Raw genomic sequence first — 24,333 nt, forward strand, 5'->3', positions numbered from 1 at the left:
GCGTCGGCCCATGAGCATCACGTGTGTAAAGGCAGGGGCGCCGATGAATCGTCGGGCCAGCGGCCGCGGCCGCTGGATCGCCAGAACCGGGCGAAAAGCAGGATGGCGGCCATGCTCAGGCCCGCGATCAGGCCCATCCACATGCCACGCGCCCCCAGGCCGTGGCCGAAGGCCAGCCACCAGCCCACGGGCATGCCCACGCCCCAATAGGCGAAAAGGGTGATGACCATCGGCACGCGGGTGTCCTTCATGCCGCGCAAGGCGCCGTTCGAGGCCACCTGGATGCCGTCGGAAAACTGGAAGAACCCGGCAAGCACGAGAAGCTGGGACGCCATGGCGATCACCGCCGGATCGTTCGTGTACAGCCCGGCGATCGGCGCGGCGAAGAGCAGCATGGCACCGGACGAGATGAACTGGGTCACCAGCACCAGCGAGATGCCCGACAACCCGGCGTAACGCACGGCCGTGGCGTCGCGCCGGCCCACGGCGTTGCCCACCCGCACGGTGATCGCCATCGACAGGCCCAGCGGGATCATGAAGGCGACCGACGCCACGTTGAGCGCCACGTGATGGCTGGCCGTCACGGTTTCGCCGAGCCGGCCGATCAGCAGCGCCACGGCCACGAACAGGCCCGCCTCCATCAGCAGGGTGACCGCCATGGGCACGCCCACGTGCAGGAGTTGGCCGATCTGCCCCGCATCGGGACGCGCCATGCGCCGACGCAGGCCCAGGTCGCGGTAATTGCGATGGAGCAACACGTAGATGCCGAAGCCGATCATCTCCAGCCACAGCACGATGGCCGTGGCGATGCCGCTGCCGCGGGCACCCATCACGGGGAACCCCAACTTGCCGTACATCAGCACGTAGCCCAGCGGCGCCAGGACCAGCAGGCCGCCGAAGCTGAAATACATCGACGGACGGGGCATCGACAGCCCCTCGGACAACCCGCGCAGCGCGAAATACGTGGTGAGCGCCGGCGCCGCGAAGGCGATGGCGTGCAGGAAGGCCGTGACGTCGTGGCGCATGGACTCCACCACGCCGAACAGGGCCATCAGCGGCGAGGCGTGCCAGACGCCGATGCCGAGCAGGATGCCCAGGCCCCAGGCGATGTACAGCGCCTGGTGGAAGGTGGCGCCCACCTCGGCGCGGCGGCCGGCGCCGTCGAGCTGGGCCACCGTGGGCGGCACGGCCATCATGGTGCCGATGCCGGTGACGATCGCCAGCACCCAGATGTTCGCGCCCGTGACCACCGACGCCTGGGTATGCGCGCCCTGGTGGCCGGCGAGCACGGCGTCGACGACGTTGGTGCCGATGGCGGAAAGTTGCGCCGCGATCATCGGCAACGCCAGGCGGAAGGTGGCGCCGACCTCGCGACGCGCGCGGGCGCGGTCGATGGGCATGGCAGGAAACTATCGGGAGGGCCGGCCATTGTAGCGGCTCCGCCCTGCCCTGCGGGCCATGCGCTGGCGCCGTTCGGCATGCCATCATCCGCGACCTCAAGGGGAGACGCGGGGGACGTGAGATGAAGGAACTGGAAGCGGCGCCGGTGCAGCACTGCGCCAACTGCCAGGCACCGTTGCATGGGCACTTCTGCCATGAATGCGGACAATCGGTACACAGCGTGCTGCGGCCGATGTCGCACATGCTCGAAGACGCCGGCGACATCTTTTTCCACATGGACGAGCGCATCGTGCATACGGTGCCCCCGCTGTTCACCCGCCCGGGGTTCCTCACCTTGGAATACTTCTCGGGCAGGCGGGTGCGTTACATCGCCCCGTTCCGCCTCATGTTCGTGTTCTGCCTGCTCGCATTCTTCTTCGTCCACCTGAACTTCGAGGGCATGGCCGCCGAACTGCAGGACTACAACAAGGACGACACGAGCATCTTCGCCAAGGCGACCACGCCCGAGCAGGTACACGAGCTCTACCAGGCCCAGGACGACTCCCTACGCCTGTCGCAAGAGGACGATCACATGCCCGCGCAGGCCAAGGCCGGCCTGGAACGGGCCCGCGAAGCCGTCCGCGACAAGGCCAACGAACGCCTCGTCGAACTGAAGGCGCCGCCCATGCCGGCCGCTACCGGGGACGCGTCGAAGGCAAAGGACGACTCCGACGAAAACGACCTCACCCAGTGGCTGCACAGCAAGTCGAGCGTCACGATCGGTTGGCTGCCCACCGCCCTGAACCAGCGGTTGAGCGTCTCGGTGGCGCGGTTCAAGGCGAACCTCCTGCGAGCGTCGAGCGGTGGCCCGGACGAGTCGGAGGCCATCCAGCACATCGTGGAGGGCGTTTTCGGCGTGCTGCCCCAGACCATGTTCGTGATGGTGCCCTTGTTCGCCCTGGTGCTGAAGATCTTCTACTGGTTTCGCCGGCGGCTCTACATGGAGCATCTGATCGTGGCGCTTCACAGCCACGCCTTTCTGTTCTTCGCCTTGCTCCTGATGATGCTGCTGGGTTTCGCCCGCGAGGCCATCGCCCCGCACGTGCTGCTCGCGGCAAGGGGCATCCGGCTCGTGCAATGGGCCATCTTCCTGTGGATGCCGATCTACCTGCTGCTGATGCAGAAACGGGTGTATCGCCAGGGATGGGGCATGACTATCTTCAAGTACTGGTTGATAGGCAGCGTCTATTTTTGGCTTCTGGGATTCGCCCTCGCTTTCGCGATGCTGATCGGCCTTTCCCACTAGCCCAAACGCGGGTTGTGCACAGGCGGGGGCGGTGCCTTCGCCTTTGTCAAGGTTCTGCGGATGGTCAGTGAACCTTTTTCGCATCGAATTTCTAAGTGCATGAATTCATGTAACATTTCAGCTTGGTTAAAATGTACCCAAGCTAACCCGAAAGGCTCAACGGTGCGCCTTGGAACCCTTCCATCCGACCCTCATCCACAGACTTATCCACAGGACCTGTGGATAAGCCGGAAACCTTCCCTAGGGCGGGCACTTACCTTTCATTCCTCTTTCTTCAGGTGCTTTGTGGGCCCAAGCCCATGTCATTCTGGTCAATCATTGACCAGCACAATCGGCATACCCCTATAAACTAGGGCCGGTGATGATTCCCGTTCTTCGCGTCGCCCTACCCGTTCCCCTGCTGACCCTTTTCGATTACCTGCCTCCTGAAGGCGGCATCGCGGAGGCGGGGTCCCGCGTGCGCGTGCCGTTCGGCAAGGGCGAGCTGGTCGGCATCGTGATCGAGCCGCACGCCGAGGCGGCCGTCGGCGCCAGGCGACTCAAGCGCGCGCTGGAGGTACTCGACGACACGCCGCTGCTCGACGCCGAGCTGCTCGCCACCCTGGCCTGGGCGGCGGACTACTGGGCGGGCGCGCCGGGCGAGGCGTTCGCCAACGCCCTGCCCCTCGCCCTGCGCGAACCCAAGCCCCTGCCCGCCACCGGTCGCGAGGTGTGGCGGCTCACCCACCACGGTCGCGAAAGCCGCGACGCCGGTACCCGCCGCGGCAGCTCGGCCGCCCTGCTCGATGCGCTGTACGACGGGCCGCGCGCCGCCGACGAGCTCGGCCTGGTGCTGCCCGAATGGCGCACGGCCGCGCGCCGCCTGCTCGAGGCGGAACTGGTCGAGAAACTCGAGTGGGACGAACCCGTCGCACCCGCCACGCCGTCGCCCGGGCCCGTCCTGAGCGACGAACAGGCCGCCGCGGTGGCCGCCGTCGGCGAGGGCTTCGGCCACTTCCAGCCCTACCTGCTCGACGGGGTGACCGGCAGCGGCAAGACCGAGGTCTACCTGGCCCTCATCGAGCGGGCGCTCGCCCAGGGCAGGCAGACCCTGCTGCTGGTGCCGGAGATCGGCCTGGCCCCGCAGACCGTCCGTCGCCTCCGCGAAAGGCTGGGCGTGACGATCGAGGTGCTCCACTCCAACCTCGCCGAGGGCGAACGCGCGCGGGCCTGGCTGCGGGCGCGCAACGGCACCGCCAAGGTGGTGCTCGGCACGCGCTCGGCGGTGTTCACCCCCCTGCCGCGCGCCGGCCTGATCATCGTCGACGAGGAGCACGATCCGTCCTACAAACAGCAGGACGGTTTCCGCTACCACGCCCGCGACCTCGCCCTGGTCCGGGCCCGCGCCCACGGCATCCCCGTGGTGCTGGGCTCGGCCACTCCGTCGCTGGAAACGCTGGGCAACGTGGAAGCGGGACGCTACCGGCAACTCCTGCTGCGCGCCCGCCCCGGTGCCACGCAGTCCACCCAGGTGCGCATCGTGGACATGCGCGCCCAGCGCCTCGATCACGGGCTGTCGCCGACCTTGCTCAACGCGGTGTCCGAGTGCGTGGGCCGCGGCGAGCAGGCGCTGGTCTTCCGCAACCGGCGGGGCTATGCCCCCGTGCTGCTCTGCCACGACTGCGGCTGGCACGCCGACTGCCCGCGCTGCGACCGCCCGATGACGCTGCATGCCGCGCGGCGGCGCCTGATCTGCCACCACTGCGACAACGTGCTTTCCATTCCCCCGGCCTGTCCGTCCTGCGGCTCGGCCAACCTGAGCCCGCAGGGCCAGGGTACCGAACGCCTGGAGGAGGCCCTCGCCGAGCGCTTCCCCGGGGTGGACGTGGTGCGCATCGACCGCGAGACCACGCGGCGGCGCGACGCGTTCGGCGACATCCTCGACCGGCTGCGCGAAGACAAGCCCGCGATCCTGGTCGGCACGCAGATGCTCGCCAAGGGCCACGACCTGCCCAACCTCACCCTGGTCGCCATCGTCGGCGTCGACGAGGGCCTGCACAGCGTCGACTTCCGCGCGAGCGAGCGGCTGGCCCAACTGGTCGTGCAGGTGGCCGGCCGCGCCGGCCGGGCGGAAAAGCCGGGCAGCGTGCTGTTGCAGACCCACCACCCCGACCACCCGATGCTGCACGCGCTGCTGCGCGGCGGCTACGCGGCCGTGGCCTCCGGGCTGCTCGCCGAGCGCCGCCTGCTCGAACTGCCGCCTTACGCCCACCAGGTGCTGCTGCGTGCGGAAGCGCACGGCCGGGCCGAGGTGGACGCCTTCCTCGCCGAGGCGCATGCCGCCATCGGCGAGCCGGGCGACCTGCGCGTGGCCGGCCCCATGCCGGCGCCGATGCCCCTGCGCGCCGGGCGGCACCGCGGGCAGGTGCTGGTGGAGGCGAACTCGCGGCCGGTACTGCACGCCTTCCTCCGGCCCTGGCAGCACGCCCTGACGGGACTGCCTTCGGCGCGCAAGGTACGCTGGTCGCTTGATGTCGACCCCATCGACCTCTATTGAACGAATGAAGCCCTAAGATCGGACTTTCGCTGTTCGCCGCCGCCCATCGGCGCGACAATGCCCTCCTCCCCAGGTAACGGAACCCAAGACGTGACCAGCCAGCTCGAACAACTGCGTAAAGTGACCAAGGTCGTCGCCGACACCGGCGACATGTCGGCCATGAAGACCTTCAAGCCCGAAGACGCGACCACCAACCCGTCCCTGCTGCTGAAGGCGGCCGGCATCCCCGAGTACGCCCAGTACATCGACGAAGCGGTGAAGTGGGCGAAGGAGCAGGGCAGCGACCGCGCCCAGCAGCTCGTGGACGCCGGCGATCGGCTCGCCGTCCTGGTGGGTCGCGAGATCCTGAAGATCGTGCCGGGCTACGTCTCGACCGAGGTCGATGCCCGCCTCTCGTTCGACGAAGAAGCCTCCATCGCCAAGGCCAAGCGCCTCATCGGCATGTACAAGGACGTCGGTGTCGACCCGAAGCGCGTGCTGATCAAGCTCGCCTCCACCTGGGAAGGCATCAAGGCCGCCGAGAAGCTGCAGAAGGAAGGCATCAACTGCAACATGACGCTGCTCTTCAGCTTCGAGCAGGCCGTCGCCTGCGCCGAGGCCGGCGCCTTCCTCATCTCGCCGTTCGTGGGCCGCATCTTCGACTGGTACGTCGCCAACACCGACACCAAGACCTACGCGCCGCAGGAAGACCCGGGCGTGAAGTCGGTCCGCCGCATCTACGACTACTACAAGACCCACGGCTACAAGACCGTCGTGATGGGCGCCAGCTTCCGCAACATCGGCCAGATCCAGGCCCTCGCCGGCTGCGACCGCCTCACCATTTCGCCGGACCTGCTCAAGCAGCTCGACGAAACCGACGCCGACCTCCCGCTGGCCCTCAAGGACAACGGCCAGAAGGCCGAGCCGCCGAAGGAAAAGCTCACCGAGGCCAAGTTCCGCTGGGGCCACAACGAAGACGCCATGGCCACCGACAAGCTCGCCGAGGGCATCCGCAAGTTCGCGGTCGACCAGCGCAAGCTGGAAGAACTGCTCGGCGCGAAGCTGTAAGACGGGAAGGGGCCTTCGGGCCCCTTCTTCGTTGGAAAGATCGGTTTTTCAGCGGCGCGGAATATCGTGGCCCGTCGTTCCCGCGAACGCTTCGCGATCCACTCACCGACGGATCTTCGCCCTCAACACGGCGCGCACCACCGCCCCATACGGGGGCCGCAGCACCCGCCCCACGTCGAAGCGCGCCTGCCGATACACGCCACGCGCATGACTGAACGTCCGAAAGCCGTCGAAGCCGTGATAGGCGCCCATCCCCGACGGCCCGATACCGCCGAACGGCAGATCGTCCATCGACAGGTGCATCACCGTGTCGTTGATCGTGACGCCGCCGGCGACCACACGCGCCAGGACGCGTTCCTGCTCCGCGCGATCGTCGCCGAAGTAATACAAGGCCAACGGACGCGGCCTTGCACCGATTTCCGCCATCGCATCGTCGATGCCGTCGTAAGGCACGACAGGCAATAACGGCCCGAAGATCTCGTCCTGCATCACGGCCATGCCGTCGTCCACGTCGAGGATCGCCACCGGCGCGATGCGACGCATGTCGAGGCCGTCGTGCTCCGGATGCAGCCAGCGCAAGGTCGCGCCCTTGTCGCGGGCATCGTCCAGCAAGCCGAGCAATCGCGCGTGATGGCGCTCGTTGACGATCGACGTGTAGTCGGCGTTTCCACGCAACGTGGGGAACATGAACTTCACCGCGCGATCCAGTGCGTCGACCAACGACGTCACTCGTTCCCTCGGGACGAGCGCGTAGTCCGGCGCCACGCAGACCTGCCCCGCATTGAGCGTCTTGCCGAACATCAAGCGCATCGCGGCCACGTCGAGATCGGCACCGCGTCCGACGATGGCGGGCGACTTGCCGCCCAGCTCGAGCGTCACGGGCACCAGATGCTCCGACGCCGCGCGCATGACGTGGCGCGCGACGGACGTCGCGCCGGTAAACAGCAGGTGATCGAACGCCAACGTCGAGAACGCCTGCCCCACCTCCGGACCGCCGGTGACCACCGCGATGTCGGTCTCGTCGAACGCCTTCGCCAGCATGCGTCTTATCAGTTCGGACGAATGCGGCGTGAACTCCGACGGCTTGATCATCACGCGATTGCCCGCGGCGAGGATGCCCGCCAACGGAGCGAACGTGAGGTTGAACGGAAAATTCCAGGGTGAGATCAGTCCCACGATGCCCTTGGGCTGATAATCCACCCATGCCCTCGCCCCCAGCAAGGCCAACGGCGCGGGCGACACGCCGCGGCGCTCGCGACGCATCCAGCGGCGCACGTGACGCCGGGCATGCTTCAGGGGTTCGATGGACGCGGCCACGTCGGTGACCAGGGAGCCCTCGACCGAACGGTGGCCGAAGTCCTCGCGCATGGCGTCGGCGATGTCATGGGCATGGTCCACGAGCAGGCCGATGACCCGATCGAGCCGATCGATGCGAACGGCCGCACTCGGCGACCCTTCGGTCCATTGGGCATGGCGTTGTCGGGCGAGGATGTCGTGCATGCGGCGGAGGCTAGCATCGATGGTGCGCTTTCGCGAAAACCCGGCGCGAGGCGGGATGGCAGGCCGCGTCTCACGCAGGCAGCGGTTTGCCGTCCGCGATGCCCGCCTCGTAGTCCGCCGCTTCGGCCATCAGCCAATCGCGCACCTTCATCACGCCGCCGTGCGATTCAGAGCGTTTCGGATACACGAGGTAATACGCCTCGGCCACGCGCATCCGCTCCTTGCACAGCACCGTGAGCGCGCCGCACTCGATGAGCGAGCGAGCCATCACCAACCGCCCCAGCGCCACGCCCATGCCTTCCAGGACCGCGCGCTGGAGGTGTTCGGTGTTGTCGAAGCGGGCCACGTAACGCGAGGGCAACGGCATGCCGAACTGCTCGGCCCAGTCGGTCCAGCGGCCGGAAGGGTCGCCCAGCAACGGCCAGCCCGTGAGCGAGGTATCGGGCAGTCCCCCCATGCGGCGCACCAGCGAGGGACTGGCGATCGGCACGATGTATTCGCCGAACAACCGTTCCGCGCGCGTGCGCGGCCACGACCCCAGCCCATAGCGGAACGCGCAGTCGATGGCGGGCTCGCGATCGAAGTCGGCCAACGCGACGGAGGAGTGCAGGCTGAGTTCCAGTTCGGGGTGTTTCGCCACCAGGCGAGGCAGCCACGGCACGAGCCAGCTCGAGGCGACGGACGGAAGCACGCTCAGCGTCACCAGGTCCTGGTGGCGGCTCTGGTAACGGTTGAGCGCGTGTTCGATGCCTTCGAAATGATGGCCGATCGCATCGAGGAGGTTCGCGCCGTCGGCGGTGAGGGCCACGCCACGGGGACCACGCTCGAAGAGCGTCCGGCCGAGGCGCTCCTCGAGGTTGCGTATCTGGTGGCTGAGCGCACTGACCGTGAGGTTGAGCTGTTCGGCCGCGCGGGACAGCTTGCCCGTGCGGGCGACCAGAACGAACCCCTGGAGCAGGCCGAGCGGCAGGCGGGACATGGGCGATTCCTCGTGGCCGGGTTGCAATTCTCTCAAGGCCGGGTTGCAAACATATCGCTTTTTGGCCGCGCGAGAAACGCGCACCCTTTAGCTCACCGAAAGCCGCAAGGGCTAGCGGGGGCGACTTCAGGAGGGTGTCATGGCATCGATCTTCACCGGCCTTGCCTTCATGCACGGCCACATCGTGAACAGGGAACTCGTGATGGCATTGGGCCGGGCCGAACCCGTGGCCGGGTCGGGCAAGGTCCACGACGCGCGTGCCAACCGCGAAGCGAAGAAAGCGCGCGAAGGCGACGATGCCCTGGCCTGTGCCCCCGGGTGCTGCTGACGCATCACGCGGCGCCAACCCCGGCGGAGCGACAATCGGGTTTTGCCTTTCGGAGAACCCTTCCATGAAGCTTCGGCAGCTCGGTCGCTCGCCGCTCCAGGTCGCCCCGCTCGCCTTCGGCGGCAACGTATTCGGCTGGAGCGTCGACGAGGCACGATCCTTCGACCTCCTCGACGCTTTCGTCGACGAGGGCTTCAACCTCATCGACACCGCGGACGTCTACGAAGCCTGGGTGCCCGGCAACGAAGGCGGCGAGTCGGAGACCATCATCGGCAACTGGCTGAAGGCGTCCGGCAAGCGCGACAAGGTGCTCATCGCCACCAAGGTCGGCAAGTGGGCGCGCTACCCGGGGCTTTCGCCGACCAACATCAAGGAGGCGGTGGACGATTCCCTTCGCCGCCTGAAGACGGATTACATCGACCTCTACCAGTCGCACGAAGACGATCCGAAGGTGCCGCTGGAGGAAACCCTGCGCGCGTTCGACGACCTCGTCACCTCGGGCAAGGTCCGCGCGATCGGCGCATCGAACTACGCTTCCACCCGTCTTGCCGATGCGCTCGAAACCAGCAGGGACAAGGGCCTGAGTCGCTACGAATCGTTGCAACCCGAGTACAACCTCATGGACCGCCAGGGCTTCGAGGCATCGCTGCAACCGTTGTGCGTGGAGAAGAACGTCGGCGTCATCACCTACTACTCGCTCGCCAGCGGCTTCCTGAGCGGCAAGTACCGGAGCGAAGCCGACCTGGACAAGAGCAAGGCACGTGGCGGCCGGGTGAAAAGCTATCTCGGCGAGCGGGGCATGCGCGTGCTCGGCGCGCTCGACGAAGTCGCCGGACGGCACGATGCCACGCCCGCGCAGGTCGCGCTCGCATGGCTGATGAAACGTCCCGCCGTGACGGCGGTCATCGCCAGCGCGACGACGGTGGACCAGCTTCACGATATCGCCCGTGCGGCATCCGTCGCGCTGGGCGAGGACGATGTCGCGATGCTCGATGCGGCCAGCGCCTAGGGGCCATCCCCTACAAGGCAAGGCGGCGGCCGCCTACACGAAAAGCAGGGCTATATCGCCATGATGACGCGGCCGGCATGAAGCCGGCAACGCACTCAAGGAGGATACATGCGCCGCTTCATCCGTTTTTCGACACTGGCCCGCACCGTGTTCGGTGCCGCCGCCCTGTTCCACGGCACGGGTGCCCTGGGCAGCGAGACCACCACCGGCCTGCGTTGCCACTATCGCCTGCGCGACGACCCTTCCGGCGCGGCCACCACGTTCGCGATGCCGAACTACAAGGTCAAGGGCTATTGGCGCAGCTCCAGCATCCTGCCTTCGCGCAGCCTGTTCTTCACCGACGACCGCCCGCAGAACCTCCTCGACGCATGCCGGCGCTACCTCGCCACGTTGTCGCAGGTCGGCGAATTCGTCGGCATGACCGCCGCCACCTCGTCGCAGAGCTACAACTACGAGTTCTGGTACAACGGCGACCTCAAGCCCGGGGCTCCCATCGAGCGCATCGTCTCGTTCGGCGACAGCCTCTCCGACACGGGCAACATGCACAACGAGTCGCAGTGGCAACTCCCCAGCGGCGCCTGGTACGCGGGCCGATTCAGCAATGGCCCCGTCTGGGTGGAACACCTCGCCCGTCGCAATGGCCTCACCCTCCACAACTGGGCCATCGGCGGTGCGCAGACCCGGGACGTCTATTTTGGATTGATCCATGGCGTCGACAGGCAGGTGGACGGCTTTTTCAACTACATGCAGTCGGCCAGGGACTACGACATCTCGCGCACCCTGTTCACCTTCCTCGCGGCGGGCAACGATTTCGTCAATGACACGAAGACGGCCCCCGAGATCCTCGAACAGCAGGAAAAGACCTTGCGTAAACTGGCCGAGCGAGGCGCACGCAAGATCCTCCTCGTCAATCTCCCCGACGTCTCCGTCGCACCGGTCTTCCGCATGGGGCGTACCGATGGAGCCGCCGTACTGGGCAAGGTGGAGTACTACAACGCGCATCTGGGCGAGATGGCGCGTCGGGTGGCGGCAATGACCGGTGCGGAGATCCGGGTGGTGGACGTACGCTCGTCGTTCGATGAGGTGATGGCTCATCCGGAGCGATACGGTTTCACCAACGCCACCCGGTCGTGCCTGCGGATCGATGCGGACAGCTCCCTCAACTACCTGCGCAAACCGCCCCTGCGCGCCGGATGCTCTCCGGCCGACTACGTGTTCTGGGACAGCCTGCATCCGACCACGCGCATGCATGAACTCATGGCCGGCTGGGCCGTGGCATCGGCACCTCCATCGTGGGGTCTGCACTGATCGAGGGCATCGCTTTCGGTGGGTCGGCACGCGCCGACCCACCGGAAGGGTGCAGGACTACAGTCTCGCAAGGGCGACATCGCGATCATGTCGCGGCCGGCACCGAGTCGGCCCTCCCCCCAACGACATGGAGTCACCCATGAAGCCCATCGCCCGTCTGGCGTTGCTGGCGGCGGTCGCCTGCGCGCCTGCCAACGCCCAGTTCTTCCCACCGATCGACATCGAGTTCGGTGCGTTTCCCGTCAAGGCAAAACTGCGCTGCTGGTATCGATCGCCTCAACCCGGCAACCCCTTGGCAACGGCCTACCTCAACGCCGAAGGTTTCCAGCTCGACGGCTACTGGGCCGACCTCAGCCCCAGCCTCACGTCGAACCTTTTCTACACGAAGCAAGCCCCGGACGAGATGCGCCAAGCCTGCGAACGCACGCTGGCGAACCATGGCGTGACCGGCGTGCCGGTTCAATGGAATGCCGCCGCGACCGATCTCAGCTACAACCACCAGGTGTGGCACGAGAGTCGCCTCTCGCCGGATGCGCCGGTGGATCGCATCGTCGCCTTCGGCGACAGCCTGAGCGACACGGGCAACATCTACAACGACTTGCAGTGGAAGTTCCCGGTAGCCCATTCGTGGTTCCTCGGCCGTTTCAGCAATGGACCGGTATGGACCGAGTACTTCGCCCAGATGGCGGGAAAGCCCCTGAACAACTGGGCCATCGGCGGCTCGGAAACACGGGACTCGAACGTGTTCATCAATGGGCTCGACACGCAGATCGCGTCGTTCCGCAAGTACATGTCGCTGGCGCGGGGTTATGAGCCATCCCGTACCGTTTTCACGGTGCTGGCCGGCGCGAACGATTTCATGAACGACCGTCGGCCCGAAATCAGGACGGTGACGGACGCATCGGATCGGCTGGAAGCCGCGCTCGAAGAACTGGTCGGCCTCGGCGCGAGCAAGATCGTGCTCGTCAACCTGCCCGATATTTCACGCACGCCGGCGTTTCGCGACGACGCGCAAGAGGCCCTCGTGATAAGGGCCAAGGTGCGCCTGTACAACGACAGCCTCATCCACATCGCGAAACGGATACGCAACGTGAAGGGGGTCGACATACGTCTCGTCGACCTGTCCAGCCTGTTCGACCGGCTCCTGGCGAACCCGGGTGAGTTCGGCATCGCGGACACCACGCATTCGTGCCTGGACATGCCCCATGACAGGAAAACCGACTACCTGTTCGGGCCCGCCATGACGTCGGATTGCGACCCGCAGCGCTACGTGTTCTGGGACCGCGTGCACCCCACCACGCGGGTGCACCGGATGATCGCCGAGACGGTGTTCTCCACGGTGGCGGAAGCCTGGAAACTCGGCCAGCGCTGATGCCGTGCAACCGTCGTGACGCTCCCGGCATCACGCCGGGAGCGTCACGCGCCGATCAACGCAGCGCGTCGATGGCCGCGTTGAACGTGGCGCTCGGACGCATCGCCTGGCTGACCAGCGCCATGTCGGGATGGTAATAGCCCTTGATATCCACCGGGTGGCCCTGCGCGCCGTTGAGCTCGCCGACGATGGTCGCCTCCTTCTCGGCGAGCGTCTTGGCCAGCGGCGCGAACTTCGCCTTCAGTTCGGCATCGTCGTCCTGCGCGGCCAGCGCCTCGGCCCAATACATCGCCAGGTAGAAGTGACTGCCGCGGTTGTCGATCTCGCCGACCTTGCGCGCGGGCGACTTGTTGCTGTCGAGGAAGCGGCCGTTGGCCTGGTCGAGCGTCTTCGCCAGCACGCGGGCGTGGCGGTTGTCGTAGCGCTCGGCGAGGTGTTCGAGCGAAGCGGCCAGGGCAAGGAACTCGCCCAGCGAATCCCAGCGCAGGTAGTTCTCTTCCACGAACTGCTGCACGTGCTTCGGCGCCGAGCCGCCCGCGCCGGTCTCGAACAGGCCGCCGCCGGCCATGAGCGGCACGATGGAGAGCATCTTGGCCGAGGTGCCCAGTTCCATGATCGGGAACAGGTCGGTGAGGTAGTCGCGCAGCACGTTGCCGGTGACCGAGATCGTGTCCTGGCCCTTGCGGATGCGCTCGAGCGAGAACGCCGTGGCTTCCACCGGCGACAGGATGCGCAGGTCGAGGCCCGCGGTGTCGTGGTCCTTGAGGTAACGCTCGACCTTGGAGATCACCTGCGCGTCGTGCGCACGGTGCCTGTCCAGCCAGAACACCGCCGGCGTATCCGACAGGCGCGCGCGCTGCACGGCGAGTTTCACCCAATCCTGGATCGGCGCGTCCTTGGTCTGGCACATGCGCCAGATGTCGCCCTCTTCCACCGCATGCTCGAACACCGTCGAACCGTCGTCCGCCACCACGCGCACGGTGCCGTCGGCCGGGATCTGGAAGGTCTTGTCGTGCGAGCCGTATTCCTCGGCCTTCTGCGCCATCAGGCCCACGTTGGGCACGCTGCCCATGGTGGCCGGATCGAAGGCGCCGTGGGCGATGCAGTCGTCGATCACCGCCTGGTACACGCCCGCGTAGGAGCGGTCGGGGATGATGGCCTTGGCGTCCTGCAGCTTGCCTTCGGCGTTCCACATGCCGCCGGAGTCGCGGATCATCGCCGGCATGGAGGCGTCGACGATCACGTCGCTGGGCACGTGCAGGTTGGTGATGCCCTTGTCGGAATTGACCATGGCCAACGCCGGGCGCTTGCCGTATTCGGCATTGAGGTCGGCTTCGATCTCGGCGCGCTTGGCGGCATCGAGCTTGTCCAGGCGCGCGTAGAGGTCGCCGATGCCGTTGTTGGCGTCGAAGCCCACCTGCTTGAGCAGGTCGGCGTGCTTGGCCAGGACATCCTTATAGAACTCGCGCACGACGATGCCGAACATGATGGGGTCGGACACCTTCATCATCGTGGCCTTCAGGTGCAGCGAGAACAGCACGCCCTTGGCCTTGGCATCCTCGATCTGCGCATCGATGAAGGCGGCGAGCTTCTTGCGGCTCATCACGGCGGCGTCGACGATCTCGCGGGCCTTCACCGCGACCTTGTCCTTCAGCACTTTCACCGCGCCGTCCTTGCCGACGAATTCGATGCGAAGGCTGCCGGCCTTGTCGAGCGTGGCGGAGGTCTCGCTACCGTAGAAATCGCCGCCGTCCATATGGGACACGTGCGACTTCGAGTCGCTGGACCACTTGCCCATGCGATGCGGATGCTTGCGCGCGTAGTTCTTCACCGAGAGCGGCGCGCGGCGGTCGGAGTTGCCCTCGCGCAGCACCGGGTTCACCGCGCTGCCCATGGCCTTGCCGTAGCGGGCATTGCTTTCCTTCTCGGCGTCGGTGGCGGGCGCGTCGACGTAATCGGGCAGGTCGTAGCCCTGCGCCTGCAATTCGCGGATGGCGGCCTTCATCTGCGGCACGGAGGCGCTGATGTTCGGCAGCTTGATGATGTTGGCTTCGGGCGTGGTGGCCAGCTCACCGAGTTCGGCGAGGTGGTCGCCGATGCGCTGGGCATCGGTGAGGCGATCGGGGAACTGGGCCAGGATGCGGCCGGCGAGCGAGATGTCGCGCGTTTCCACCGCCACGCCGGCGGCGCCCGCGAAGGCCTCGATGATCGGCAAGAACGAGGCCGTGGCGAGGAACGGGGCTTCGTCGGTGAGCGTGTAGATGATCTTGGGCGACTTCGACATGTGCGGGGAGCCTTCTACGTGAGTGGGCCAGGTCATGGGGCCGTTCCGCGAGCACCGCAAGGGGGCTGTCGCGGGCGGACAACCGGTCCATTGTGGCCCGGATGATGGGGAGGGAAAAGCAAGCAAACGCGGGTCGCAAATAAACACTGGAAAAGCAATAACTTGCTTGTTGCCAATACGAAACATCCATGACTAAATCGGTCGCCGACCCCGGGGGATTAGTCAGGTCGGCATGGAACTCTTCAGGCAAGAAGCGTTGAGGGCAGGGAAATCGGAAGGATTCGGGCGCCCCTCGATCGTTCTTCCCGTATCGCGCAACCGCACGCTCATCGCGACCTTGACGCTGGTCGCGGCACTCGTCCTGTGGGCAGCCCTCGGAACCTATACGCGCCGCGTGCACGTGACCGGTCAGCTCGTACCAGCCGAGGGCCTCGCGGTGGTCGCGGCAAAGGCCGACGGCGCCCTGGTGGAAACCCTCGTCGCGGAAGGTGCGCACGTCACCAAGGGGCAGCCGCTGGCTAGCGTTTCCAGCGATCGGAGCAGCAAGCGAATGGGAGCGACGGCGGAGAGCGCCGCGCGACGCCTGAAGGATGACGAGGTGCGCATCGAGCAGGACATGCGGACAGCGAAGGTGCTGAGTGAGGATCAGGCCATCTCGCTTCGCGAACAGATGGCCAGTGCACGACGCGAGTCATCGCACGTCGAACAGCAGATCGCCATACAACGCCGACAGGTGTCGCTCCAGCATGCCATGGTCGAGCGCATCCAACCCTTGCTGAAGCAAGGCTACGTATCGGTTCTCCAGGTGCAGCAACAGCAAGCGACGCTGCTCAGCGAACAACTGGCCGTGCAGGACCTGGAACGCCAGCGCGAGGCCATTGTCGGACGTATCGCTTCCATCGATGCGGAAATGTCGAAGCTTCCCGGGGAGCTTCAGGAAAAGGAGAGCGAACTCGGCGCGAAGCGCTCCAGCGTCATGCAATCGCTCGCGCAGGCCGAGCTGGAACGCTCCACGCAACTCATCGCCCCCATGGACGGAACCGTCGCCTCCGTGCTCGTCAAGTCGGGCCAATCGCTCAGGCAAGGCCAGACCGCCATCACCATCGTTCCGGAAAAGTCGCCGCTCGTCGCGCAACTTCTCGTCGACAGCGGAGCGATCGGTTTTCTAAGACAGGGCTCGAAGGTCGTTCTGCACGTGCAGGCTTATCCCTACCAGAAGTTCGGGTCGATAGTTGGCAGCATCATCCGCATACCGGATAGCGCCTTGTCCCCCGATGACGCCATGGCTTTGCTCGGCCAGCCGCAGGTCGACCAGGAGCCGCTGTATCGGATCGACGTGGCATTGCAGAGCCAATCCATTCTCGCCTATGGCAAGGAACACGCGTTCCGCTCAGGCATGACGGTCGACGCCGATGTGTTGCTCGACAGGCGCAGGGTCATCGAATGGTTTTTTGAACCGCTGATCGGCGTGAGAAAAGGCTGGGGAGAGGAATAGGACACCGTGAACGAAGCACTGCGAGGGGATGACAGCCACCGTTTCGACAGGTTGCTGGGAATGGGGCGGCGACGACGACTTCCGGTCACGCGCCAGATGGAGGCAGCCGAGTGCGGAATTGCCTGCTTGGCGATGATCCTCGGCTGGCATGGTCACCATGTCTCGCTTGCCGAATTGCGCAGGCGGTTTCCCACGTCCGCCAAGGGAAGCACCCTGGAAGACGTGATCCGCTGGTCGGATGAAGCCGGATTCCTCACCCGTCCCGTGCGACTCGATATCGATGAATTGCCTGACCTGCGCTGCCCCTGCATCCTGCATTGGGACATGGATCACTTCGTCGTGCTCCAGGCCGTGGACGGCGACCGGGTCGTTATCCACGATCCGGCATCTGGAAGGCGAAAACTCGCCAAGGGCGAGGTATCCAGGCATTTCACCGGTGTGGCGCTGGAGTTGACCAAGGGCCCCGATTTCCGACGGAAGCAGCCACCGTCGCCCTTGTCGCTGCGCAAGCTCGCCGGCTCGGTGCAAGGACTCGGTGCATCGCTACGCCAGCTGTTGGGGTTCGCAATCGCCCTGGAAGTGATTGCCCTGTTCGTGCCGCAGTTCCTGCAGATCGTGGTCGATCAGGTGCTGGCGGACGGCGACCGCGATCTGCTGACGCTGCTGGGTTCGGGCTTTCTCCTGCTCTTTGTCGCACAGGCCGTGATCAACGCCTTCAGGACGTGGGCCGTGGTCCGGCTCAGCACGCATTTCACGATGAACTGGACCGGCAACGTCTTCCGCCACCTCATGCGGCTTCCCCACCTGTACTTTCTCCGTCGCCAGATGGGCGACGTCGTCTCCCGCTTCGGCGCCATCAATACCATCCAGCAAAGCCTGACGACGCAGTTCGTCGGCGCCCTGATGGATGGCCTGATGGCCTTGGCTACCCTCGTGCTCCTGGCGGTCTACAGTCCGGCCCTCACCGTGGTCGTCCTGGCGGGGGCCGCGCTCTACTCGGTCAGCCGCATCGCATGGTTCCGTACCTACCAGGAGGCCAATCTTAGTCAGATCGTAGTCAACGCGCGCCAGCAGAGCAGCCTCATCGAAGCCATACGCGGCGTACAGACCATTCAGCTGAACAATCAAGGGGCCGGGCATACCAGTCGCTATCTTCGCCATACGGCCGATGCGCTGGATACGCAGGTTGAAGTGCAACGGCTCAACATGCTGTTCTCGCTCGCCGGAGGAATCCTCTCCGGCCTCCAGCGCGTGGGCGTGCTCTGGATAGGCGCTTGGCTCGCGCTGAGAAACGCATTCACGGCGGGAATGCTGATGGCTTACGTAGCTTACGCGGACCAGTTCACCGCGCGCGCGGCTGCCTTTGCCGACTACCTCATCCAGCTGCGTCTGCTTCGCCTGCAAGGCGAGCGGCTCGCGGACATCGTCCTGACACCGCTCGAGCCGAATATCCACGGTTCGCATGCGGGATCGTCGCCAGAACCGTCCATCCGTTTCGAAAACGTGAGTTTCCGCTACGCCGATAGCGAACCCTGGATCGTATTCCGCTGCAATTTCGAGATAAGAGCCGGCGAGTCCGTGGCCATCTCCGGTCCATCGGGATGTGGCAAGAGCACGCTGCTCCACCTGATGCTCGGCATGCTCGAACCGCAGACCGGCCGCATCCTGGTCGGGGGAATAGAGTTGCGCCAGATCGGCAAGTCGCGATATCGCGACATGCTCGGAGTCGTGCTTCAGGACGACAAACTGTTCGCCGGAAGCATTGCCGACAACATTGCATTCTTCTCCGACGACGCCACCTTCACCCGCGTCGAGGAAGCCGCGCGCCGCGCCGACATCCACGACGACATCGCCGCCATGCCGATGGGCTACAACACCCTGGTGGGAGACATGGGCTCTACGCTTTCCGGGGGACAGAAACAACGTCTCTTCCTGGCAAGAGCCCTTTATCGCAAACCGCGCATCCTCGTCCTCGACGAGGCGACCAGCCACCTCGACGTCGCGCGGGAAGGTCGCATCGCGTCACTGATATCGCGATTGGACGTCACACGCGTCGTGGTGTCGCACCGCCCCGAAACCATCGCAGCCGCGGACCGGGTGCTTTACATGCAGAGCGGAACGGTCAGGGCTGCGGTCGTCGCCGACGCCGTGCAAGGCACCGCAGCTTGAGCGCTCTTCACCAGTTTCGCCGCCAAGGCGAATTACGGGCCCAAAAGTGCTGCGGCACGCAGGCCCCAACCATGAAGAAAAGGAGTATTTCGTGCGTGAGTTGAACCCATCCGAATTGCGGTACGTCACCGGAGGCATGGTCAAGGGACCCGGTAACGGCGACGTGGATAACGAACCTCCGGTCGTCGTAACTGCCCCCGGCGGCGGTGGCGGTGGTGGAATCATCAGCCCGCCCGTGGGCGGTGGCGGTAGCGGCACCGCATCGCCGCCCCCCTCCGGGGGCGGCACCGGGTCCGGCAGCTTGCCACCGGGCTATGGCGCGGTCGGCGGCTTCGCCACCGAATTCGCCAACCCGATCTGGGGAAGCAATCAGCAGATTACCGGCGGGATGTTCGGCTTCAGTATAGGTGCCGACAAGATATCGACATCCATGTCGCAGCAGGCCGCGTCGGTGACCAACACCTACACGATGACCGACGGCGAGACCGTAGGCGCGGCGGTCAATTGGGCGAACGGCAATTTCTCGGAATCGATTGTCGGCTCGGGTGCCTATGCGGACATGCACTTCAGCTTTTCGGTCAACTCGAATGCCCCTGACAAGCTTTCCCTGAGCTACGTCGAAGGTGGCGTGACCATCGGCCTGGCCATCGATACGACGGGAGCGACCTCCGAAAGCGCGGCGGTTTCCCTGTACGACAATGGTAGTGTCCACGTCACGGCAGGAGTCGCCCAGGGTTCGGGTGGCACTGAAAAGTACCTCAAGTTCGAGGATTCCGCGCACCCGGACGAGCACTACGAACTGATGATCTCCCACAACACCACGAGCGGGTGGAGCGCGGGTATCGGGATCGGTTTCCCTTACTGACGGAGGACGATACCGGAGGGCTCACGAGTGCCCTCCGGTGACCATCATGGTAAGCAAGACATGGCAAATCGTGGGCATGCTCGGCATGCTCGTGACTTCGGCGCAGGCGACAACGTACGTCAAGCCAACCGACAACGGTCCTTTGGGCGAGATGATTCGCAGCGGCAACGTGGAGGCGCTTCGAGCTCTTCGGCAGCGGAGTACGGACGAACTGCTCGGTACTTACCTGGATGCGCTCATCGAGCGCGCCCGATTACACTTCGATGCCTCGTCGAAACTGGCCCGCCAATGCTATGAGAAGGCCCTGCCCATCCCCTCGGCGCTGAGTATGGCAGCGGCCTGCGCGGAATTGGCCGCCGGCAATCTTTTCGTACAGGGAGAACATACCAGGCGCGAAAGCTTCGCTCACGAAGCTAGCCAAGCCCTGTATCCCAGGCTGAACGAGCAGCTGAAACGGTCCGACATCGCGATACATAGCCTCGAACCCATGAGCCAAGCCCTACCCGGGCCGCTTCCCAGGGTCGTTCGCAAGGCTTCCGACGCCATCGCCTGGGTCCATGACCCGGGCAATGAGGGCCGAGGGCTTTTCGTAAAGATCGGCGGGGAGGGAACGTCGGAAGCGACGCTGCTCTTCGATACGGGCACCCAACGCACCGTACTTACGCCCGCAGACGCGAGGTCCCTTGGCGCCACCCGTCGCAGGCCGGCCTCTGTAGTCGTTACCGATTCCCAGGGCGGTTCACCGATCATCAAGGGCGACATGGCGGTGTTGCCGGTGCTTCATCTCGCCGGAGCGCGGCTGGATAACGTAGATATCTTCATCGCCGACGTTCCTCGATCGGTGCTAGGACTTGACGTAGTGCTTCGCTCCTACGACGGCCTGCGCATGGATGCCGAGGGTATCGCGCCCCTGCCGAAAAACATGTGGCCAAATGCATGCCCAAATAGCGCCCTTTACCTGGCCGGCCCGGCCGATGGCGCCGGTATCGGCCTGGTGACGGACGTCGTCGTGGATGGGCAAACGGGTCGCGCACTTCTCGATACGGGAAATTCAGACATGCTCGATGCCCGCGACCTCAGCCTCCGCTCCGGAGGTCCCGGGGTGGAGACCACATCGGTGGCCACCCTCACCGGCCGCCAGGATGTCGTGTTCCAATGGAAACCGGCGACTCTCGGCGTTGCCGGCGGCTCGATCGAAGCGAGGCAGCGCATGATCGCCGTCGATCCGCGCTTGGCTCCGCGCATCCTTGGCGCGGGCATCGTCTCGCAGCTCGCCGTGCTGCTCGATTTCAGGAACGATACGTCGTGCTTGCTGCGGGCCGAACGATGAAGACTTTCCGGATGCTATGCCTGTCCTCGGCCGTCGCCCTCGGCGGATGCGCCGGATGGACGGTCGGCCCGGCGACGACGCCCGACGCCGAGGGGAACGTGCGCGTATCCTGCTCGGAAGCGGGCAGCACGCCTTCGCCCTGCAGTGCGGAAGCGTATCGCGCATGCGGAGGCCCAGCGGACATCGTCGGCGCCCCGCAGCCCTTGGTGCTCGGCGACCAGCGATCGCCGCAGTTCTACCAGTATTCCGCGACCTATCACTGCCGCTAGAGGCCAATCAGGCCCGCGCAGCCCGCAACGCCTTGCGCTCGCGCCGCCGCGCCTTGCGCGCCTTCCAACGCTCGGAGAGGCAGGCAAATATCACGTAAAGCGCCGGCGTGGAGAGCAACGTCAGGCTCTGCGAGATCAACAATCCGCCGATCATCGCGATGCCGAGCGGTCGACGCAGTTCCGAGCCCTCGCCCAGGCCGATGGCGATCGGCAGCGCGGCGAGGATCGCCACCATCGTGGTCATCATGATCGGGCGAAAACGCACGAGGCAGGCCTCGCGGATAGCCTCCTTCGAGGTGAGGCCGCGCTCGCGCTGCGCCACGAGCGCGAAGTCGATCATCATGATCGCGTTTTTCTTGACGATGCCGATGAGCAGCACCAGCGCGATCATCGCCACCACGGACAGTTCGGTGTCGGTGATGACCAGCGCGGCCAGCGCGCCGACACCGGCGGCGGGCAGCGTGGAGAGGATGGTCACCGGGTGGATGAGACTCTCGTAGAGCATGCCCATCAACAGGTAGACGGTGACGATCGCGGCCAGGATCAGCAGCGGCATGTCGCTCTGCGACTGCTGGAAGCGGCGGAAATCGCCGCCCGCCTCCACGCGGATGTCGCCGGGCATGCGCATGCCGGCCACCGTCTTCTGGATGATCGCCGTGGCCTCGCCGAGGCTGATGCCTTCGGCCAGGTTGAAGCTCACGTCCATCGTCGTGTATTGGTCTTCGTGCACGATCTGCGTGGGCGCGAGGCCGGGCTCCTGCTTCGTCACCGCCGAGATGGGCACCATCGCGCCCGAATCGGCTTTCACGTAAAGCTGGTTGAGCGCTTCGGGCGTGGCCGCCATCTGCGGCAGCGAATTGACGATGACGCGGTACTGGTTGATGTCCGAATAGATGGTGGACACGGCGCGCTGACCGAACGCGTTGTAGAGCGCGCCGTCGATGGTGCCGACGCCCACGCCCAGGCGCGCGGCGGTGTCGCGGTCGATCGTGAGGTTCTGGCGCAGGCCGGCGGCGTCGATGTCGCTGCCCACGTCCTTGAGCATCTTGTTCTTCTTCAGCGCGTCGACGAGCCTGGGCAGCCACAGCTGCAACTCGGCCACGTCGTTGCCCTTGAGCGATACCGAATACTGGCCGCCCTGCGACGAACCGCCGCCACCGCCGGTGGGCAGGTCCTGGATCGGGCGAAGGCGCAGGTTGAGGTCGGGATAGCGGTTGGCCTTGGCGGAGAGGCGGGCCAACGCGTCGAAGGTGGTGTCCTGGCGGCCGTCGGCCACCGTCTTCAACTCGATGTTGAACGAACCGGTCGAACCCGTGCGACTGGTGCCCAGGCGCGAACCGACCGCGCGGACGTCGGGATCGGCGAGCAACATGTCGGTGAGGCGCTTCTGGCGCTCCTTCATTTCGCCGAACGACACGGTGGAGCTTGCGTTGGCGCGCGCCGCGATGAGACCGGTGTCCTGCGGGGGGAAGAAACCGCCCTTGACCATGCCGAAGAGGAAGAAGGTGATGACCACCAGTCCCAGGGGCGTCAGCGCCATCAACAAGGCATGGCGCAGCGTCCAGTCGAGCGCCCCGCGGTACATGCCGACCATCCGCTCGTGCATGCGTTCCAGCGCGAGACCCAGCTTCGACTCGGGCTTCTGGTCCTTGTGCGCCCGGAGGAACTGGCCGCACAGCGACGGCGTGAGCGTGAGCGATACCACCGCCGATACGACGATGGCCGCGATCAGCGTGACGGTGAACTCCTTGAAGAACATGCCGAAGATGCCGGGTGCAAGCAACAACGGGATGAATACGGCGACGAGCGAGCCGGTGATCGAGACGATGGTGAAGCCGATCTCGCGCGCGCCGAGAAGCGCCGCCTCGAACCGGGGGATGCCCTCGTCCATGTGCCGGATGACGTTCTCGATGACCACGATGGCGTCGTCGACCACGAAGCCGATGGCGATCACCAGGGCGAGCAGCGTGAGGTTGTTGAGCGTGTAGCCGAACGAATACATCACCACGAAGGCGCCGGCCAGCGACAACGGTACGGCCAGGCCCGCGATCACGGTGGGCGCGAGGCGGCGCAGGAACACCGCCATGGTCATGATGACCATCGCCAGGCTGATCAGCAGCGTGGCCTGCACCTCGTGCAGCGAAGCGCGGATGGTGGGCGTGCCGTCGAAGAACGGGTGCAGCTCGGCACCGGCCGGCAGCCAGCTCCGCATCGTGGGAATGAGCGCCTTCACCCGATCGACGGTGGCGATGATGTTCGCGTCCGACTTGCGGTACACGTACATCAGGATGCCCGGGTGGCCGTTGAACCATGCGGCCTGGTACGCATCCTGCTGGCCGTCGTACACCTTGGCGATGTCGGACAATCGCACCGGCGTGCCGTTCTTGTTGGCGATCACCAGGCGGCCGAATTCCTCGGCCGTGTGCAGCGAATCGTTGGCGATGACCGCCATGTCGGTCTGGCCGTCGCTGAGGAAACCCTGCGGCGAGGTGACGTTGGCGGCCGTGAGCGCGTTGCGCAGCTGGTCGGGCGACAGGCCCATGGCGTTGAGCGCGCGCAGGTTCACGTCGACGCGGATGGCCGGCGTGGCGCTGCCGGCGATGTCCACCGAGGCGATGCCCTCCTGCTGGCGCAGGCGCTGCGCGAGGATGGAATCGGCCACGTTGTAGAGGGCCGTGGGCGCCATCGTGTCGGAGGTGAGCGCCAGCACGATGATGGGATCGTCGTTGGGATTGGCCTTCTGGTACGACGGCGCGTTGAGCAGGCCGGTGGGGAGATCCGGCTGGGCGGCGTTGATCGCCGTCTGCACGTCGCGCGCCGCCGCATCGATGTTGACCCCGTTCTGGAAGAACAGCAGCACGAAGGTGGAGCCTTCCGAGCTGTTCGAACGCATCTGCTCGATGCCCGGCACCTGGCCCAGGTGGCGTTCCAGCGGTGCCGCCACCGTGGAGGCCATGGTGCCCGCGTCGGCGCCCGACTGCTGCGCGCTGACGAAGATGGCGGGGAACTGGATCGCCGGCAGGGCCGCCACGCCGAGCAGCGAGTAGCAGATGATGCCCACGATGAAGATACCGATGGCCAGCAGCGAGGTGCCGATGGGGCGTCGGATGAAGGGACCGGAAATATTCATGGGGCGAAGCGGGTCATGGGCGGGCG

General features: G+C 65.7%; 16 protein-coding genes. 11 read left to right on the forward strand and 5 right to left on the reverse strand.

Annotation, left to right across the window (positions count from 1 at the left end):
• Positions 1–17: 17 nt before the first annotated feature.
• On the reverse strand, positions 18–1,400 hold the full coding sequence (locus L2Y94_RS19340; RefSeq protein WP_247371237.1) for an MATE family efflux transporter: 1,383 nt from the start codon (positions 1,398–1,400) through the stop codon (positions 18–20).
• A 122-nt stretch (positions 1,401–1,522) separates the two neighbouring features.
• On the opposite strand from L2Y94_RS19340, the gene L2Y94_RS19345 reads away from it, so the two are divergent.
• From L2Y94_RS19345 to tal, 3 genes are all read left to right on the forward strand, one after another.
• Positions 1,523–2,686 (forward strand): DUF3667 domain-containing protein, encoded by a 1,164-nt coding sequence (locus L2Y94_RS19345; RefSeq protein ID WP_247371240.1) that lies wholly within the window; start codon positions 1,523–1,525, stop codon positions 2,684–2,686.
• 361 nt (positions 2,687–3,047) lie between these two features.
• Complete coding sequence (locus L2Y94_RS19350) at positions 3,048–5,222, forward strand: primosomal protein N' (RefSeq protein ID WP_247371243.1); 2,175 nt, start codon at positions 3,048–3,050, stop codon at positions 5,220–5,222.
• 57 nt (positions 5,223–5,279) lie between these two features.
• Positions 5,280–6,269, forward strand: a complete 990-nt coding sequence (tal, locus tag L2Y94_RS19355; protein ID WP_345780007.1) for a transaldolase — start codon at positions 5,280–5,282, stop codon at positions 6,267–6,269.
• Positions 6,270–6,371: 102 nt separating this feature from the next.
• Here tal and L2Y94_RS19360 read toward each other — a convergent pair whose 3' ends face one another.
• Positions 6,372–7,769: a coniferyl aldehyde dehydrogenase gene (locus L2Y94_RS19360; RefSeq protein WP_247371248.1), complete on the reverse strand. Its 1,398-nt coding sequence runs from the start codon at positions 7,767–7,769 to the stop codon at positions 6,372–6,374.
• Between the two features lie 70 nt (positions 7,770–7,839).
• The gene (locus L2Y94_RS19365) at positions 7,840–8,748 is read right to left on the reverse strand and encodes a LysR substrate-binding domain-containing protein (protein ID WP_247371251.1); all 909 of its coding nucleotides are present in this window, start codon (positions 8,746–8,748) and stop codon (positions 7,840–7,842) included.
• Between the two features lie 139 nt (positions 8,749–8,887).
• Between L2Y94_RS19365 and L2Y94_RS19370 the strand changes: the two genes are divergently transcribed.
• The 4 genes from L2Y94_RS19370 to L2Y94_RS19385 all read left to right on the forward strand — a co-directional run bounded on the left by L2Y94_RS19370 (position 8,888) and on the right by L2Y94_RS19385 (position 12,765).
• The gene (locus tag L2Y94_RS19370) at positions 8,888–9,076 is read left to right on the forward strand and encodes a hypothetical protein (RefSeq protein ID WP_247371253.1); all 189 of its coding nucleotides are present in this window, start codon (positions 8,888–8,890) and stop codon (positions 9,074–9,076) included.
• A 64-nt stretch (positions 9,077–9,140) separates the two neighbouring features.
• Positions 9,141–10,085 (forward strand): aldo/keto reductase, encoded by a 945-nt coding sequence (locus L2Y94_RS19375; protein ID WP_247371256.1) that lies wholly within the window; start codon positions 9,141–9,143, stop codon positions 10,083–10,085.
• Positions 10,086–10,193: 108 nt separating this feature from the next.
• A complete protein-coding gene (locus tag L2Y94_RS19380; protein WP_247371259.1) occupies positions 10,194–11,393 on the forward strand; it encodes an SGNH/GDSL hydrolase family protein in 1,200 nt (399 codons plus the stop codon).
• 139 nt (positions 11,394–11,532) lie between these two features.
• Positions 11,533–12,765: an SGNH/GDSL hydrolase family protein gene (locus L2Y94_RS19385; RefSeq protein ID WP_247371262.1), complete on the forward strand. Its 1,233-nt coding sequence runs from the start codon at positions 11,533–11,535 to the stop codon at positions 12,763–12,765.
• Positions 12,766–12,820: 55 nt separating this feature from the next.
• On the opposite strand, the gene L2Y94_RS19390 is transcribed toward L2Y94_RS19385, so the two are convergent.
• Entirely contained in the window at positions 12,821–15,049 is a 2,229-nt protein-coding gene (locus L2Y94_RS19390; protein ID WP_247371265.1) for an NADP-dependent isocitrate dehydrogenase, read from the reverse strand.
• 232 nt (positions 15,050–15,281) lie between these two features.
• Between L2Y94_RS19390 and L2Y94_RS19395 the strand changes: the two genes are divergently transcribed.
• The 4 genes from L2Y94_RS19395 (at position 15,282) to L2Y94_RS19410 (ending at position 20,908) form a co-directional block, all read left to right on the forward strand.
• On the forward strand, positions 15,282–16,544 hold the full coding sequence (locus tag L2Y94_RS19395; protein WP_247371268.1) for a beta-barrel domain-containing protein: 1,263 nt from the start codon (positions 15,282–15,284) through the stop codon (positions 16,542–16,544).
• A 6-nt stretch (positions 16,545–16,550) separates the two neighbouring features.
• Positions 16,551–18,713 (forward strand): peptidase domain-containing ABC transporter, encoded by a 2,163-nt coding sequence (locus L2Y94_RS19400; RefSeq protein ID WP_247371271.1) that lies wholly within the window; start codon positions 16,551–16,553, stop codon positions 18,711–18,713.
• A 91-nt stretch (positions 18,714–18,804) separates the two neighbouring features.
• Positions 18,805–19,578, forward strand: coding sequence for a hypothetical protein (locus L2Y94_RS19405; RefSeq protein WP_247371273.1), 774 nt, complete (start codon positions 18,805–18,807; stop codon positions 19,576–19,578).
• A gap of 46 nt (positions 19,579–19,624) precedes the next feature.
• Positions 19,625–20,908 carry a retropepsin-like aspartic protease gene (locus tag L2Y94_RS19410; protein ID WP_247375351.1) on the forward strand — a complete coding sequence of 428 codons (1,284 nt, stop codon included), beginning with the start codon at positions 19,625–19,627 and terminating at the stop codon, positions 20,906–20,908.
• 276 nt (positions 20,909–21,184) lie between these two features.
• Here the strand turns inward: L2Y94_RS19410 and L2Y94_RS19415 are convergent, their stop codons facing one another.
• Positions 21,185–24,307, reverse strand: a complete 3,123-nt coding sequence (locus tag L2Y94_RS19415; RefSeq protein WP_247371276.1) for an efflux RND transporter permease subunit — start codon at positions 24,305–24,307, stop codon at positions 21,185–21,187.
• Positions 24,308–24,333: the final 26 nt, after the last annotated feature.

Origin of the sequence: Luteibacter aegosomatis (assembly GCF_023078455.1) — a bacterium.
Classification (GTDB): Bacteria; Pseudomonadota; Gammaproteobacteria; order Xanthomonadales; family Rhodanobacteraceae; genus Luteibacter; species Luteibacter aegosomatis.

Excerpts from the sequence above, each read along its gene's own strand:
- L2Y94_RS19340 (WP_247371237.1), bottom strand. The coding sequence starts at position 1,400 with ATGCCCATCGACCGCGCCCGCGCGCGTCGCGAGGTCGGCGCCACCTTC.
- L2Y94_RS19345 (WP_247371240.1), top strand. The coding sequence starts at position 1,523 with ATGAAGGAACTGGAAGCGGCGCCGGTGCAGCACTGCGCCAACTGCCAG.
- L2Y94_RS19350 (WP_247371243.1), top strand. The coding sequence starts at position 3,048 with ATGATTCCCGTTCTTCGCGTCGCCCTACCCGTTCCCCTGCTGACCCTT.
- tal (WP_345780007.1), top strand. The coding sequence starts at position 5,280 with ATGCCCTCCTCCCCAGGTAACGGAACCCAAGACGTGACCAGCCAGCTC.
- L2Y94_RS19360 (WP_247371248.1), bottom strand. The coding sequence starts at position 7,769 with ATGCACGACATCCTCGCCCGACAACGCCATGCCCAATGGACCGAAGGG.
- L2Y94_RS19365 (WP_247371251.1), bottom strand. The coding sequence starts at position 8,748 with ATGTCCCGCCTGCCGCTCGGCCTGCTCCAGGGGTTCGTTCTGGTCGCC.
- L2Y94_RS19370 (WP_247371253.1), top strand. The coding sequence starts at position 8,888 with ATGGCATCGATCTTCACCGGCCTTGCCTTCATGCACGGCCACATCGTG.
- L2Y94_RS19375 (WP_247371256.1), top strand. The coding sequence starts at position 9,141 with ATGAAGCTTCGGCAGCTCGGTCGCTCGCCGCTCCAGGTCGCCCCGCTC.
- L2Y94_RS19380 (WP_247371259.1), top strand. The coding sequence starts at position 10,194 with ATGCGCCGCTTCATCCGTTTTTCGACACTGGCCCGCACCGTGTTCGGT.
- L2Y94_RS19385 (WP_247371262.1), top strand. The coding sequence starts at position 11,533 with ATGAAGCCCATCGCCCGTCTGGCGTTGCTGGCGGCGGTCGCCTGCGCG.
- L2Y94_RS19390 (WP_247371265.1), bottom strand. The coding sequence starts at position 15,049 with ATGTCGAAGTCGCCCAAGATCATCTACACGCTCACCGACGAAGCCCCG.
- L2Y94_RS19395 (WP_247371268.1), top strand. The coding sequence starts at position 15,282 with ATGGAACTCTTCAGGCAAGAAGCGTTGAGGGCAGGGAAATCGGAAGGA.
- L2Y94_RS19410 (WP_247375351.1), top strand. The coding sequence starts at position 19,625 with ATGGTAAGCAAGACATGGCAAATCGTGGGCATGCTCGGCATGCTCGTG.
- L2Y94_RS19415 (WP_247371276.1), bottom strand. The coding sequence starts at position 24,307 with ATGAATATTTCCGGTCCCTTCATCCGACGCCCCATCGGCACCTCGCTG.